Genomic DNA, 14,726 nt, shown 5'->3' on the forward strand with positions numbered 1-14,726 from the left:
TTAGCAAATTAAATATGAAAATTAAAGATCATTTTTTAAGCAAAGAAATTTTTGAAATTAAAGAAACCGAAATAGAAGGAGTTTTTAAAACCTACCCTATTCCAGAAAATTTAGGTAAATATTATGAGAGTAAAGATTACATTTCTCATCACCAAGATTCTAATTCTTTAAAAGAAAAAATTTACAAATTTGCTCAATCTTTTAATTTAAATTATAAAAGAAATATTCTTTCTTCAGTAAGTTTTGAAAATGCTAAGGTTTTAGATTATGGTTGTGGTGCTGGTGAATTTTTAAAACATATAGAAAATGATGTTCAAACTTTCGGATATGAACCAAGTGAAGCTGCCAGAAATTTTGCAAAGCAAAAAACGACCAAAACAAAATTTATAGAAAACTTAAATGAAATAGAAAATGGTAGTTTAGATGTTATTACGCTTTGGCATGTTTTCGAACATATCGAAAATCAGACTGAGATACTCTCATTATTTTATGACAAATTAAAATCAAACGGTCATTTAATAATTGCGGTTCCCAATTGTACTTCTTACGATGCTAAATATTATAAAGATTTTTGGGCAGCTTATGATGTACCTCGTCATATTTTTCATTTCTCAAAAAAAGGAATGGAAAAATTTTTCAACACCGAAAATTGGAAATTAGAAAAAATCAAACCTCTCCTACTCGATTCTTATTACATTTCTATTTTGAGTGAAAAATATAAGAAAAATCCACTTTTTTGGATTTGTGGAGGAATTCTTGGAGCGATTTCTAACATAAAAGCATCAAAAAACGGCGAATTTTCAAGTTTGGTATATATTATCAAAAAAATCTAGAAAATCGATTTTTAAGCTATTTCTGGAAGTCAATTTTCAGCTATTTTGATTAAAATTTCTAGTTTTTGGAAATTTTATACATTAAAAAAAAATTCCTTTTTTAAAACAAAAAAAATCTTCAGAAAAATTTCTGAAGATTTTTTTTATGATATTTAAACTTCAATAAAGTTTAAATGAAAATTTTTTAATTATTTATTGCAGCAACTCCTGGAAGTTCTAAACCTTCTAAAGATTCTAACATAGCACCTCCTCCTGTTGAAACATAAGAAACTTTATCTGCATATCCGTTTTGTTTAACAAAAGCAACAGAATCACCTCCACCAACTAAAGAGAAAGCTCCTAATTGTGTAGCTTCGTCTATACTGTCTCCTAAAGCTTTAGTTCCAGCTGAGAAATTCTCCATTTCAAAAACTCCAATCGGTCCGTTCCAAAGGATAGTTCTAGAATTCATAATCACATCATGGAAGATTTCTCTAGTTTTTGATCCTGCATCCATTCCCATCATATTTTCTGGAATGTGATAAATATCTACTTCTTCTCTATGCGCATCATTATTAAATTCATCTGCAGCAATTACGTCTACAGGCAAGAAAACTTTTACATTATTTAATTTAGCTTTTTCTAAAATTTCTAAAGCCAAATCCATTTTATCTGCTTCTAATAAAGAAGTTCCGATATTTCCTCCTAAAGCTTTAATAAAAGTAAAAGACATTCCACCTCCGATAATTAAATTATCAACAGCCGGTAAAATATTTTCGATAATGGTAATTTTAGTAGAAACTTTAGAACCACCCAATATTGCAGTAACTGGTTTTTCTCCACTTCTTAATACTTTATCTATCGCTTCTAATTCTTTAGCCATCAATAAACCGAAAAATTTAGTTGAAGGGAAAAATTTAGCAATTACAGCAGTAGAAGCATGAGCTCTGTGAGCCGTACCAAACGCATCATTTACATATACATCTCCTAATTTTGCTAATTTTGCTGCAAATTCTTCATCACCAGCTTCTTCTTCATTATAAAATCTTAGGTTTTCTAACAAAAGAATTTCTCCTGCTTGAAGCTCTGCAGCAGCTTTTTCTGCAACTTCACCGATACAATCAGAAGCAAATTTCACTTCTTTTCCTAATACTTTAGAAACTTCATCTACTATTTGAGAAAGAGAAAACTCTGGGTTTACTTTACCTTTTGGTCTACCAAGATGCGTCATGATAATTACAGAACCTCCATCATTTAAGATTTTATCAATCGTAGGTTTTGCAGCAACTATTCTCGTATTATCCGTTACTTTTTTATTTTCATCTTGAGGTACATTGAAATCTACTCTAATTAATGCTTTTTTTCCAGCGAAACTGATATCATTAATGGTTTTCATAAATTTTTTTCTTTTTAAAGTTTTTAGATTATTCTGCTTTTTTTAAGCTTTACAAATTTAAGATTTCTAAAATGGCAAAAAGAAAAATCCTGAGAAAAATTTCCACAAACTGACGAAAAACATTTTCTAACATATTTTCTTCTTTTTAATAAAAAAAGAAATGAATACTATTGTTGTAGTTGTGAATAATGGGGAAAACTATTTTCTAATTTTTTTACGGAAAGAGTTGTAGTACAATTCATAAGTTTTCCATATTATAATAGATTAATAATCAAATAAATAATAAGTTTACTAACAAATGTGAATATCTCTTATTTCATGCATATATTGAAAAACATGTTATTGAAAAACTAAAGAATTTGACCTCAAAAAAATAGATAAACAAAATCTATAATCTTGCAAGATTTTTTCTATTACACAAAAATTCTTTAACTTTTTATTTTATTTAGCAGAAGTTTTAAACATAGTAATTAACATTCTGTTAATAATTGTGTAAAATTCTCTTAAAATACTGTAAATTAGGATAATACAATTGAAAGTAAATTGCTGAGATTTTCTTAAACACTTGATTTTAAAGCTCATTTAAAAAATCGATTTTAAAATTTAATCCACAATTCACATTTAAAGTGTTAATTTTGTAGAAATAATAAGAATAAAATGAAAAAAATAGCAATCGCCGCAGATCACGCAGGCTATGAATACAAGGAATTTGCAAAGAAACAATTAGAAGGAAAATATGAATTGATAGATTTTGGAACCCATGGTTTAGATTCTGTAGATTATCCAGATTTTGTACATCCTGCTGCAAGTGCTGTAGAAAACGGAGATTGTGAATTTGGAATTTTATTTTGTGGAAGCGGACAAGGTGTACAATTAAGTGCTAATAAACACCAAGGAATAAGATGTGCTCTAGCTTGGATGCCAGAAATTGCAGAATTATCTCGACAACATAATAATTGTAATATGGTAGCAATGCCTGCCAGATTTATTGCCAAAGAATTGGCGCTAGAAATCATAGAGAAATTTCTCACCACCGATTTCGAAGGAGGAAGACATCAAAATAGAGTAGATAAAATCACTTGTAAATAGAACCATCTCCGACGAAAGTTGGAGATTTTTATTTAAATTTATAAAAATTAATAAACACAAAGACAAAATATGAAACAACAACATAAATCACAAAAACAAGACCAGAAACTTCGCGATATTGGGAAGCTCATTCTGCGTTTTATGAATAAAAAAGCGTCTAAAATATACAATTACAAACAGATTGCAGACGGAATAGAATATAAAAATCCTAGACAAAGAGAACTCGTTATTCAGGCACTTCATAAATTGAAAGCTGAAGATAAAATTAAAGAAACAGAGAAAAATAAATACATTGTAAACCTTCAAATTACCGATACGTTAACAGGAGTTATCGATTTTGCAGCCAATGGAAATGCCTATGTAAAAGTAGAAGGAATAGAAGATGATGTTTTTATTCATCAAAAAAATGTAAAAGATGCGTTGCAAGGTGACACCGTTCTTATCGTCACCTATCATTTCAAAGGTAAAAAACTAGAAGGCTCAGTTTTAGAAGTTCTAGAACGTGCAAATGATACTTTTGTTGGGACTTTTCAGTTCGTTCCGCATAAAGATTTTGGATTTGTAGTCATTGACAAAAAACAAATCAACAACGACTTCTTTATCCCAAAAAATAAAATAAACGGTGCTAAAGATGGCGAAAAAGTAGTGGTAAAAATGCTGAATTGGGATGCTAATTCTAAAAATCCAGAAGGCGAAATTATCCAAGTTTTGGGACTTCCTGGAGAACATGAAACTGAAATCCACTCTATTCTCGCGGAATATGGTTTACCTTATGAATTTCCACCAGAAGTAGAAGCAGAAGCAGATAAAATCAATAGAAAAATTACTGCTGCAGAAGTGAAAAAACGCAGAGATATGCGTAAAATTCTCACTTTTACCATTGACCCAAAAGATGCAAAAGATTTTGATGATGCCCTTTCTTTACAAAAATTAGAAAACGGAAACTGGGAAATTGGTGTTCACATTGCAGACGTTTCGCATTACGTAAGACCAGGAACTATTTTAGATGATGAAGCTTATAAAAGAGCCACTTCTGTGTATTTGGTAGACAGAGTTGTTCCTATGCTTCCTGAAGTTTTGAGTAATGATGTTTGTTCGCTTCGTCCCAATGAAGATAAATTCACATTTTCAGCAGTTTTTGAACTCAATGACAAAGCTGAAGTTCAAAATCAATGGTTTGGAAGAACGGTTATTCATTCAGACAGAAGATTTACCTATGAAGAAGCGCAAGAACGAATTGAAACGAAAACAGGAGAATTAGCAGAAGAAATACTGGTATTAGATAAACTCGCTAAAATTCTAAGAAAAAATAGAATTAAAAATGGAGCAATTACTTTTGATAGAAGTGAAGTAAGATTCAATTTAGACGAAAATAATGAACCTATTGGTGTTTATTTTAAAATTAGCAAAGATTCTAATCATTTGATTGAAGAATTTATGCTTTTGGCTAATAGAAAAGTATCTGAATTTGTTTCATTGACCAGAAAAGGAGAAACTACGGGAAATACTTTTGTGTATAGAGTTCACGATGATCCTAATCCTACAAAATTAGAAGCTTTGAGAGAATTTGTAGGAACTTTCGGGTATAAAATGAACCTTGCTAATTCTAAAAAAGTAGCAGAATCTCTCAATAATTTATTGCGAGATGTAAAAGGAAAAGGTGAAGAAAACATGATTGAAACTCTTGCCATGCGAAGCATGAGTAAAGCAGTTTATTCTACCAATCCTATTGGACATTACGGTTTAGGATTCGAATACTACTCGCACTTTACCTCTCCTATTCGTAGATATCCGGATTTAATAGCTCACCGTTTGTTACAACACTATTTAGATGGCGGAAAATCTCCTTTTGCTGCAGAATACGAAGAATATTGCAAACATTGCAGTGATATGGAACGTCTCGCATCAGATGCAGAAAGAGATTCTATTAAATTTATGCAAGTAAAATTTATGGAAAAACACGTAGGAGAATTTTTCGAAGGGGTGATTTCTGGAACTGCAGACTTCGGATTCTGGGTAGAAATTCCAGAAAACGGCGCAGAAGGTTTAATAAAATTGCGTGATTTAATGGATGATTCTTATTTCCACGAAGCTAAAACCCATTCTATCGTAGGAATGAGAACAGGTAAAACCTATCAATTGGGAGACACTATAAAAATTAAAGTGGTGAAAGCGAATTTGGTGGCAAAACAATTAGATTTTAAAGTGGTTGATTAATGCTATTCATCGCAAAGAATAAACTTTAAAATTTGTAAGATTTTAGTTCAAACAACAAGCAAAGTTTTAAAAAATATTAATCTTTAAATACTTATTTCTTACCTTTGTTAAATGCTTGAACTTATACTTTCGGCAATCGGATTAGGATTTATGTTGAGTCTTGTTTTTATAGGACCAATATTCTTTTTATTGATTGAGACTAGTTTTTGTAGAGGTCATCGTCATGCATTGGCATTAGATTTAGGCGTGATTACTGCAGATATTTTGTGTATTGTAGCTGCTTATTTTGCCAGCGCAGACTTGGTAGAACTTATAGACAAACATCCAGGATTTTACAGAATTACAGCGCTTATTATTTTGGTTTACGGAATTTTTATGATGCTTACCAAAACTCAAATGCACGTGGCTAATGAGAAAAAAATCATCAGTCAAAATTATTTCAAAACCTTTGTAAATGGTTTCTTGTTCAATATTTTGAATGTAGGGGTTATTTTATTTTGGTTGGTTACTGTAATTTCGGTGAGAAATGAATATCCAGATTTGCAGAATTTCTTGCTTTATATCAGTTTAGTGATTGCGACTTATCTTGTGATAGATTTACTCAAAATATTATTAGCCAAGCAATTTCACTATAAATTGACTCAAAATTTAGCTAATAAAATCCGAAAAACTGTAGGGATTATTCTTATCATTTTTAGTTTTTTCATCTTTCTGCAGAGTTATAAAAAATTCAATCAATTTGATAAGCGTTTAGAAGAAGCAGAAAGCAAAGAAATTCTCTACCAAAAAGCAAAATGAAAAATATTGTATTTCCTAAAAATTTAAAAAAAGGTGACCAAATAGCTATTATTTCTCCTGCAGGATTTGTGGAAGAAGCATCACTACAGAGCACCATCAATTTGATAAAATCAAAAGGCTACGAAACTATTCTTGGTAAAAATACTTTAGGAAAATTTGAAAACGGTTACAATTATTCAGGAACCGAAAAAGAAAGAATTCAGGATTTAAATTGGGCTTTCAATAACCCAGAAATTTCAGCGATTTGGGCTTCTAGAGGTGGTTATGGTTGTCAGCATTTGTTGAGACACCTCAAACTTTCAGAATTCAGACAAAATCCGAAATGGTATATTGGGTATTCTGATAATACAGTGATCAACAGTTATTTACTTAAAAATAATTTCGCTTCTATTCACGGACAAACCGTTAAAACGGCGAGTTTCGGGGTTTCTGAAGGAAGCTATGAAGATATTTTCAAAATTTTAGAAGGAAAAAAAATCTATTATTCCGTAGAAAAACATCAACTTAATAAAAACGGAAAAACTGAAGGAGAACTCATTGGCGGAAATTTAGCTTTGATTTATGCCCTTTTAGGAACGCCGTATTCATTTGATTTCAAAGATAAAATTCTTTTTATAGAAGATATTGGCGAGAATTTTTATGCGCTTGATAGAATGTTAATAAGTCTAGATTTGGCAGGAGTTTTCAGAAAAATTAAGGGATTAATCATCGGTGGAATGACCAATATGGGAGACGAAAAAGAAAATAAAAACTACGAAGAACCTTTTGACGAATTCGCTTACGAAATCATTGCTCAAAGAATCAAAAAATACAACTTCCCTACTCTTTTTGGTTTTCCAAATGGACATATTTTTGATAACAGACCTTTAATTATAGGAAGTAAGGTAAAGATGGAAGTTGAGGAAAAAGGATTAGTAAAAATTTTATAAACCACAGTGAAACAGAGAATTCACAGTGTTCACAGTGAAAACTCGGAGCTCTCTGTGTTTAAATATTATGGCAGAACACAATGATTTTGGCAAACTTGCAGAAGAATTGGCAGAGCAATTTTTAGTTGAAAAAAACTATAAAATCTTAGCCAAAAACTTTCGTTTTCAAAAAGCAGAAGTAGATATCATTACAGAATTTGGAGGGAAAATAGTAGTGATAGAAGTAAAAGCGAGAGGAACAGATATTTTTATGGAACCTCATGAAGCGGTGACCAAAAAGAAAATTAAATCCATCGTTTCTGCCACAGACGAATACCTAAAATCTCTAAATATAGACAAAGAAGTCAGGTTTGATATTATTTCTGTCCTTCCAGACGAAACAGGAAAACTTAAAATTTCACATTTAGAAGACGCTTTTGAAGCATTTGATGCAAATTAAAAAGAAATCTATCAACTATAAAATGAAAACAATATTCATCACTGGTGCAACTTCAGGAATTGGAAAAGCTACCGCAGAAACTTTTGCTAAACAAGGTCATAGATTAATCATTTGTGGTCGTAGAAAAGAAGTTTTAGAGCAATTACAAATCGAATTAAGCAATATTACAGAAGTGTACAGTTTGGTTTTTGATGTAAGAAACCAAGAAGAAGTAGAAAATGCCATCCATTCACTTCCAGAAGAATGGAAAAACATAGATGTTTTGGTGAATAATGCAGGAAATGCTCATGGATTAGAATCGATATCCGAAGGAAATATTGCAGATTGGGACGCGATGATGGACGGAAATGTAAAAGGACTGCTTTATGTTTCTCAACCGATTATTAAAATCATGAAAGAGAGAAATACAGGTCATATCATCAATATTTCTTCGGTTGCTGCGAGACAAACGTATGCAAATGGTGTGGTGTATTGTGCATCAAAACGCGCTGTAGACGTTATTTCCGAAGGAATGAGAATAGAACTTACAGAATTTGGAATCAAAGTGACTAATATACAACCAGGAGCTGTAGAAACTGATTTTTCTAAAGTAAGATTCAAAGGAGATGAACAACGTGCTGCAACAGTTTACGCGGGTTATGAAGCACTGAAAGCAGAAGATATAGCAGATGCGATTTCGTATTGTGTAAACGCGCCAGAAAGAGTTTCTATTGCAGAATTATGCATTTATCCAAAAGCACAAGCAGAACCGAGAACGATTTTTAGGAAGTAATTATTTCAATTTGAAATAATTTTGTTATAATTTTGAAAAAATATTTTTATTAATGCCAAATGTAATTGACTTATTTTGTGGAGTTGGCGGACTTTCACACGGATTCATACAAGAAGATTTCAATGTTCTTGCAGGAATTGATATTGATGAAACCTGTCGTTTTGCGTTTGAAGAAAATAATAAATCAGAATTTATAGCAAAAAGTATAACTGACATATCTGCCCAAGAAATAAATAGAATTTATGGGGAAAATACTGATTTAAAAATATTAGTTGGATGTGCACCTTGTCAAAATTTTTCTTCATATATGTTTAAAGATAAAGATAAGGATAGTAATAAATGGAAACTTTTATACGAATTTTCACGTTTGATAAATGAAGTTCAGCCAGATATAGTTTCAATGGAAAATGTGGCACAGCTCATTAATTTTAAAAAAGCCCCAGTATTTGAAGATTTTGTTTCCAATCTAAAATCTTTAGGTTATTATGTTCACTATGAAGTAGTAAATTGTCCAGATTATGGTATTCCTCAAAATAGGAAAAGATTGATTTTATTAGCTTCTAAATTTGGTGAAATTAAACTAATTCCTAAGACTCACAATAGAGACTCATATGTTACGGTAAAAGATGCTATTGGAGAATTACCTTTCATTAAGGACGGAGAAAAAGACATAAATGATCCTATTCATTTTAGTCGAAAACTCACACCGAAAAATAAAAAAAGGATTGAAGCAACACCTTATGGTGGAAGTTGGAAAGATTGGAATGAAGACTTGAGATTAGAATGTCATAAAAAAGAAACTGGTAAATCTTTTCCTAGTGTTTATGGAAGAATGGTTTGGGAAAAGCCATCTCCAACAATGACAACTCAATGTATTGGGTATGGAAATGGTAGGTTTGGTCATCCAGTACAAGATAGAGCAATATCACTTAGAGAGGCAGCTTTATTACAAACCTTTCCCTTAGATTATAAATTTGTTAAAAATGATCAAGATTATAATTCTACAATTTTAGCAAGACAAATAGGAAATGCTGTTCCAGTTAAATTAGGGCAAGTAGTTGCAAAAAGTGTAAAAGAACATTTAAAAAAACTAAATAAATTATGAAAACACCAGAAGAACAACAATTAGCTGAGGAACAAATAAAAGAAATACAAATTGAGTATTTATATAGGATAGCAGATTTTTCTATTGGAGAACTTTTAAAAAAATTTGTTTTAAAAGATCAGGAAGCTAGTTTTGAGGAAGAATATATTTCTGGGTTATATGTTCCTGTTTATCAAAGAGATTTTGTTTGGCATGTTGACATGCAATCTAAATTTATTGAGTCTCTCTTCATGGGAGTGCCTATTCAACCTTTATTTGCGTTTGAATTAGACGATGATGGAAATATGGAACTTTTAGATGGAGTTCAAAGACTTTCATCTATTAAATCATTTTTTGATAATGAATTAACTCTTAATGCTTTAGAGGAATTATCAGCACTAAATGGCTTTACTTTTTCTGATTTGAGTTCTTCACGTCAAAGAAAATTTCTAAATACACAAATCAAATTGTATATTATCAATGAAAATACAGATGAAGGAGTTAGAGCTGATATCTTTAGAAGAGTAAATGAAGGAGGAATAAAATTATCCCCTGCAGAAATAAGAAAAGGCAAATTTATAGGAAATAAGTTTTATTCATTTATTCTTGAAATGTCCAATTCAGAAGAATTTAATAAACTTTTCAGTTCAAGAAAAGAAACAGAAAAGTTAAGAGGAGAAAAAGAAGAGCTTATTACTCGTTTTTATGGATATTCTAATGAATATACAAACTATAATCAAAAATTAACACCTAAAGCATTTTTAGATAATTATATATCGGAAACAGATAAAATTTTTGATGAAAGTCAAAAAACTATTATGAAGAATGAATTAGATAGAACTTTAGAATTTATTGAAAAAAATATTCCAAATGGTTTTAGAAAAACTGAAGGTTCTAAAACTATTCCTAAAGTTCGTTTTGAAGCAATTTCTGTGGGAACTAATTTAGCATTAAGAGAAAAAAGCAATTTGGAAGTGGAGGATACTAAATGGTTAGATTCTAATGAATTTAAAAAATGGACAACTTCAGATGCTGCGAATAATAAAAGCAAAGTAATCGGTAGGATTGAGTTTGTAAGAGATTGTCTTTTGGGTAAAATTGATATAAATTCTTTAAACTATGGAAATTAGAAATGAGTTTGTTAAAAGAATTTCAGAAATAAATTCATTTTATGAAATCTTAAGAATTATTGAGTTTGAAAAGCCTAAAATTTCTGGATTTAATATTGATGAGAATAAAATAGAAAATTTGATTATTGATAATAACAAAATAGATACATTAAGATCTACATCATATCTTTTATTGTACAATCTTATAGAATCAACAATTTATAATTCTATCATAACAATTTTTGATGATATAAATGATAAAGGTTTAAAATATTTTGATATTATTGAAGAGATTCAAAAATATTGGCTCAATAATCTTTACAAACATGATGACAAAAAACTAAAGGAAACGATTATTGATACCATTATGAATATTGCAAACCAAATATTCAGTGATACTATTGTTCTAGCCTCAAATGAAATTAATTATGGTGGGTCTTTGGATGCTAAAACCATTTTTTCAACTGCAAAGTCCGTTAAATTGCAAATAGGAAATATAAAAAGAGTTTACGATGAAAATACTCATGGACAAACATTACTCGAAATAAAAAGAAAGAGAAACTGGTTAGCACATGGAGAAAAGTCATTTATTGAAGTTGGCAGTTCAAGTACTTTTTCTCAGTTAGAAGACGCAAAAACTTATGTTATAGAGTTTCTTTCAGAATATATTTCTTCTGTGGAAAACTATATTAGCAATCAAGAATATAAAAAAGCTATAATTTAAATGAAAATCCTCCATATAGAAACCTCGTCTAAAAACTGTTCAGTTGCTATTTCTGATGGCGAGGAATTATTATGTCTTTGCGAAGAAGTTTCAGAAAACTATAAACAGTCAGAATCGCTACACACTTTTGTAGAATGGGCTTTAGAAGGCGCAGAAATTTCCTTGAAAGATATTGAAGCAGTTTCATTAGGAAAAGGTCCAGGTTCTTACACCGGTCTCAGAATTGGCGCAGCTTCGGCAAAAGGTTTTTGTTATGGTTTGAAAGTTCCTCTCATTGCTGTCAATTCTCTGGAAACGATGATAGAGCCGTTTTTAGGTCAAAACTATGATGTAATCATTCCATTAATCGACGCAAGAAGAATGGAGGTTTATTGCGCCGTTTTTGATGGAAATTCAGGGGAGATGTTGACGGAGACAGAAGCAAAAATCTTAGATGAACAATCTTTCAAAGAATTAGAAGGCAAAAAAATCCTTTTTGTAGGAGATGGAGCCAAAAAAGCGCAAGAGATTATACAAATTTCTGGAGCAGATTTTAATGAAAATGTGTATCCATCTGCGAAATATCTCATCAAAAAATCGGTGGAGAAATTCAACCGAGAAGATTTTGAAGACGTGGCGTATTTTGAGCCGTTTTATTTAAAAGATTTCCACGGGGTAAAGAAGAAATCTTAATCTTCAATCCTTCCTATTTATCACGCAAAGATTTCTTAAAAATTGGTATAAGAATAAGAAAGCAAAGAAGCGAATAAGTTCGCCTTTTAAGCGATAGCTTTTTCATTCGCCAAAGCGAAAAAACTTTGCTCACTCTGTTAAAGATTGTAAAAATTTAAGCTTTGCGCTCAGAAAACTGCTTATTTTTTAGGTTTTAAATCTTTTGGTTGCAGCGGATCATCTTGTTGCATTTCTTGCAAATTCCTTTGTTTAGAATCATTTTGCTGAATTCTTTCAGGATTTGTAGAGCTAGAATTCACATTCTGTGGCGCAACTGCTGGTTCATTTTTCGGTGAAATAGGATTTCCGTTATCATCAAACTGTTCCACTTTTATGTCGCTTTTCAGATATTGAAGCATTTCCTTTGCTTTTATACCTTCAGGAGTTTTCGCATAATTCAGCATTAATTGTTCTAGTTGAAGAATCATGATTTCTTTTCCTGCAGTTTTTCCTGTGTTAAAGGCATTCAACAAGGTAAATTTAGGAACCAAAACATCTTTTGGATATTTCTGTAAAGTTTCTTCAATCAATTTTTTAGAATCATCAAATTTTTCTTCAGAGTAAAGAGCAAAAGCTTGTGTATAGATTTTTTCTACCTCAGAATCAGACGTGGTGAAATCTGCCTTTTTAGGATTTTTCACAAATTCTGCATAAGAAGTGTAAGGATATTTCTCTAAAATCAACTGTTTAGCACGTTCTGCAGCACTCGGATTTTTCTCATAATTCATAGAAAAAATTTGATACAATGCTTGCAATTCTGTTTCTTCATCAGTCTTAGAATCTACCAAATCGTAAAGTGTTTTGGTAGCTAAAGAAGTATTAGAAAAGAAGTTTTCGTACATTCTTCCCAGACCAAGACTTGCCGTATCTCTGTCTTTTTTGAGCGCTAAAATTTCTTCTGTTTTGGTCGGAATTTTCTCAATGTAGAAATCAGGTTCATATCTTCTAGGATCTGGAGCAGCCGTAATTCCGAGTGCTTCATTTTTAAGATCTTCTATAGAATTCATTTTGGTAGAAGTTCTCCAATTGTCTGTAAGCGCTCTATTTCCCCAGATTTGCTTAAATTCTTTTTCTCCTTTAGAAATATTGGCTTGATTGGCAAAATAGAAGCCTTTGCTTCCATTAAAATCCAAGAAAGAATTGTTGTTGTCTGTATTCCCTAGTAAGGCAAAATCTACGGTTTCTACTCTATTTTTGCTTTCTTTTTCTGCTTTTTTACGTTCGAGTTCTTCCTTAGCTTCTTTGGCTTTTATCCCTTCAATATGTTTGTTGAAAAAGGCAATTCGCTCATCATTAGACATTTTAGTCAGTTTCAGAATGCTGTCGTTCTTTTTGATGAGATAATAATTTTTAGAAATGTCTTTTATGTTTTCGGTAAGTGATTTCAGTTCTTCTTTTGCAGGTGCATAATTCATTGCGGCATAAGCAGAATCGTAGTATACACCAGCGCTTAAATAGTCATTATCTTCAAAAAACTTTTTCCCGATTTCATAGTAAGCCAAACCTCTAACTTGAGGATCAGATACTTTTTCTTTAATAGATTTCTGGAAAAATTCTTGCGCTTCTTCCTTTTTTCCCGCTTTTTTCGCCATTAAACCGAGCGCATAATAGAATTCATTTTTTCTAGAAGCATAGGTTCCTTTTTTACTGATTTTTTCCAAATATTCTTTTGCACCTTCGTAATCATCGTCTTTTCCGTTGAAAGTTTTGGCAATTTCTACTTGAGATTTTACTTCAAATTCAAAATTTCTGGCGTTTTTATAAGCGGTAACGAAACTTTCTCTCGCTTCTTCATTTTTGCCAAGATTAGCAAGGATTTGTCCACGAAGAAAAGCAATTCTACTTCTTAATTTTTTGTTTTTATTGAGTTTATAAGCACTTTCTAATTCTGCTACAGCTTCTTCCTTTTTACCAGCGTTTAAAAGCATTTCCGAATAGAAAATACTGAGTAGTTTTTTCTCAGATTTTTTGAGTTTTTTATTTTCTTTCAGCTCACGGAAGGTTTCATCTGCGCGGTAATAGTCCTTCATTTTTCCGTATGTGTACGCTTCGTAAACTTTGGCTAAAGAAAGTCTCTTGTCTTTTTTATAAATTTTTTGAACTGTATTCAGTGCGTCAAGTGCTTCTAAAGGCTTATTTTGGAACAATCTGGCTTTTGCTAAAACAAGATAAGCATCAAAAATAGTTTTGTTTTTTTCTTCGCCCTTAAACATCATCGAATGTTTATCAATCGCTTTTTGAGCCTTCATTTCTGCGATTTCTAAAGTGCTAACTCCAGTATTGGTAACAGAAGCTCCAGTTTCGGTGTCATCTCTGTAAAAATCTTCTGGCGCTACTCCTTCTTCGTTATCAGAAACGCCTAAATTTTCCATTTGAGCAGAAGAAATTTGCTCTTCGTAAGTGAGTAATTTAATGTAAGGCGCATGAAAATTATCTCGATAAGATTTATCTCGCTGTTTCAATTCGGCATTGAGCGCTTCTTCTCCATTGAACAAAACATTGTAAAAAGTGGTGAAACCTTGATATTTACGGTTCAAATAGCCATCTTTTCTTGGCGAACAAGCCAAAAAAACTGCAGAACCTAAAGCGAGAAGTATATATTTTTTCATGGAGTGTTTTAATAACTGAAATTGCCACAATTTATTG

The 14,726-nt window shown here is 31.3% G+C and carries 13 protein-coding genes; 11 read left to right on the forward strand and 2 right to left on the reverse strand.

Going from position 1 to position 14,726, the window contains the following annotated elements; translation table 11 throughout:
• The first annotated feature begins 14 nt into the window (after window positions 1-14).
• Window positions 15-833 carry a class I SAM-dependent methyltransferase gene (locus EB819_RS11225; protein ID WP_069799872.1) on the forward strand — a complete coding sequence of 273 codons (819 nt, stop codon included), beginning with the start codon at window positions 15-17 and terminating at the stop codon, window positions 831-833.
• A 184-nt stretch (window positions 834-1,017) separates the two neighbouring features.
• Here EB819_RS11225 and EB819_RS11230 read toward each other — a convergent pair whose 3' ends face one another.
• Entirely contained in the window at window positions 1,018-2,208 is a 1,191-nt protein-coding gene (locus EB819_RS11230) for a phosphoglycerate kinase (protein ID WP_069799870.1), read from the reverse strand.
• Between the two features lie 657 nt (window positions 2,209-2,865).
• Here EB819_RS11230 and EB819_RS11235 point away from each other — a divergent pair.
• From EB819_RS11235 to tsaB, 10 genes are all read left to right on the forward strand, one after another.
• On the forward strand, window positions 2,866-3,297 hold the full coding sequence (locus EB819_RS11235) for an RpiB/LacA/LacB family sugar-phosphate isomerase (protein WP_069799868.1): 432 nt from the start codon (window positions 2,866-2,868) through the stop codon (window positions 3,295-3,297).
• 69 nt (window positions 3,298-3,366) lie between these two features.
• Window positions 3,367-5,514, forward strand: a complete 2,148-nt coding sequence (gene rnr / locus EB819_RS11240; protein ID WP_069799866.1) for a ribonuclease R — start codon at window positions 3,367-3,369, stop codon at window positions 5,512-5,514.
• Between the two features lie 111 nt (window positions 5,515-5,625).
• Entirely contained in the window at window positions 5,626-6,312 is a 687-nt protein-coding gene (locus EB819_RS11245; protein WP_069799864.1) for a LysE family translocator, read from the forward strand.
• Window positions 6,309-7,241, forward strand: a complete 933-nt coding sequence (locus EB819_RS11250; RefSeq protein ID WP_069799861.1) for a S66 peptidase family protein — start codon at window positions 6,309-6,311, stop codon at window positions 7,239-7,241. Before EB819_RS11245 ends, EB819_RS11250 begins: the two co-directional genes overlap by 4 nt.
• Window positions 7,242-7,308: 67 nt before the next feature.
• Window positions 7,309-7,680: a YraN family protein gene (locus EB819_RS11255; RefSeq protein ID WP_069799859.1), complete on the forward strand. Its 372-nt coding sequence runs from the start codon at window positions 7,309-7,311 to the stop codon at window positions 7,678-7,680.
• Between the two features lie 22 nt (window positions 7,681-7,702).
• A complete protein-coding gene (locus tag EB819_RS11260) occupies window positions 7,703-8,452 on the forward strand; it encodes an SDR family NAD(P)-dependent oxidoreductase (protein ID WP_069799977.1) in 750 nt (249 codons plus the stop codon).
• Between the two features lie 52 nt (window positions 8,453-8,504).
• Window positions 8,505-9,557, forward strand: a complete 1,053-nt coding sequence (locus EB819_RS11265; RefSeq protein WP_069799857.1) for a DNA cytosine methyltransferase — start codon at window positions 8,505-8,507, stop codon at window positions 9,555-9,557.
• Window positions 9,554-10,666, forward strand: a complete 1,113-nt coding sequence (locus EB819_RS11270; protein WP_069799855.1) for a DUF262 domain-containing protein — start codon at window positions 9,554-9,556, stop codon at window positions 10,664-10,666. The genes EB819_RS11265 and EB819_RS11270 overlap by 4 nt, the downstream gene beginning before the upstream one ends.
• The gene (locus EB819_RS11275; protein ID WP_069799853.1) at window positions 10,656-11,369 is read left to right on the forward strand and encodes an MAE_28990/MAE_18760 family HEPN-like nuclease; all 714 of its coding nucleotides are present in this window, start codon (window positions 10,656-10,658) and stop codon (window positions 11,367-11,369) included. Before EB819_RS11270 ends, EB819_RS11275 begins: the two co-directional genes overlap by 11 nt.
• The gene (gene tsaB, locus EB819_RS11280) at window positions 11,370-12,041 is read left to right on the forward strand and encodes a tRNA (adenosine(37)-N6)-threonylcarbamoyltransferase complex dimerization subunit type 1 TsaB (RefSeq protein WP_069799851.1); all 672 of its coding nucleotides are present in this window, start codon (window positions 11,370-11,372) and stop codon (window positions 12,039-12,041) included. It begins immediately after the preceding gene.
• Between the two features lie 179 nt (window positions 12,042-12,220).
• On the opposite strand, the gene porW is transcribed toward tsaB, so the two are convergent.
• Window positions 12,221-14,689 carry a type IX secretion system periplasmic lipoprotein PorW/SprE gene (porW, locus tag EB819_RS11285; RefSeq protein WP_069799849.1) on the reverse strand — a complete coding sequence of 823 codons (2,469 nt, stop codon included), beginning with the start codon at window positions 14,687-14,689 and terminating at the stop codon, window positions 12,221-12,223.
• Window positions 14,690-14,726 lie beyond the last annotated feature (37 nt).

The sequence above is a fragment of the Cloacibacterium normanense genome (assembly GCF_003860565.1).
In the GTDB taxonomy this organism is placed as follows: domain Bacteria; phylum Bacteroidota; class Bacteroidia; order Flavobacteriales; family Weeksellaceae; genus Cloacibacterium; species Cloacibacterium normanense.